This window comes from Ruegeria sp. AD6, from assembly GCF_056542325.1.
In genome coordinates, this window is record NZ_JBQFZQ010000033.1 from 1 (window position 1) to 1,043 (window position 1,043).

1 protein-coding gene is annotated in these 1,043 nt (G+C 67.4%); it reads left to right on the forward strand.

The features are described 5' to 3' along the window. Positions 1-435 precede the first annotated feature (435 nt). Positions 436-921 (forward strand): hypothetical protein, encoded by a 486-nt coding sequence (locus ACR0KJ_RS19430; protein ID WP_480627457.1) that lies wholly within the window; start codon positions 436-438, stop codon positions 919-921. Positions 922-1,043 lie beyond the last annotated feature (122 nt).

Sequence of the window (1,043 nt, forward strand, 5' to 3'; positions counted from 1 at the left end):
CTGGGTGCGTCCGACCTTCATGATGTGGTCAAACTCCGCAGCATTTGCCATCAGAGATTGTATGCCCTCGATTACAGCAACGGCGATGACCGCTGGTATGGCTTTCATCCCGCCGGAACCGGATCGATCGCAACCCTCAAACTCGGCGGGATGGTCCTGTCCCGACTGTCCGATTGAGACAAACACCCGGAGGATGAGAGATGAGCGCGCTCGAGATGATCGACGATATGACCGAAGCGCTTCGGCGCGGCCGGGCGACCCCCGGCACCGGGACGTGAGGGCCGGACGATGCGGTTCAAACCCTGGCCCCGTCACGCCTTCACCGACACGTCCCGCAAACGGGCCGCACTTCGCAGGAAACAGCGCCTCGAGCGGGAGGCCCTGCCGCTCTTTGCCGACCAGATCGCCGAAGCGCAGCCCGGCGAAGACCAGGTTATGAAGGACCGCGCCGCGGCCTGGGACGCTCAGGAGGCGCGGGATCGCAGCGCCCGGGCCGCGCAGTGGCGCGACGCCCGGCACATGATCGACGCGCTGCCCGACGCGGAACGCCGTGCCATGCGCAAGCTGTGGGATTGCGCCCCATACCCCGCCGACCCCTCGCGCCTGCTGGGCGTGCTGCACAGCTACAGCCTTGGCCGGCTGGATCTCAAACGCCCGCCATTTCCCCTGTCGCGCACGGATGCGTCGGGCACGCGGATTGCCAACCTCTTCGCATCGCCGGACCTGTTCGTGACCATCCTGAAGGCGCGGGACATTGCCGAAGACCCCGACGCATACCGGCTGGCCGAACGTCACGCGGCCTACCATCATCTGCAAGCCGCCGCGTCGAAGAACAGGGACAAGGACCGGGCGGCGCAGGACCGGGTGCTGGCCTCCAGGCTGTTTCTGCGCCTTGGAGATCTGGAGGATGCCCCGGCCTGATAGCACCGCAGGCCGTTGCCCTGACGGCCTCTCCTGCTCGGCTGCGCGTGTCGCAGGAGAGCATCGGCCCCAGGCCGATCGCGCATTCGGCCATGCGGCCTCACCGCGGCGTTGCGCCCAGG

Bases quoted from the DNA above. Each gene is read 5' to 3' on its own strand.
- ACR0KJ_RS19430 (WP_480627457.1), top strand. From the start codon at position 436: ATGAAGGACCGCGCCGCGGCCTGGGACGCTCAGGAGGCGCGGGATCGC.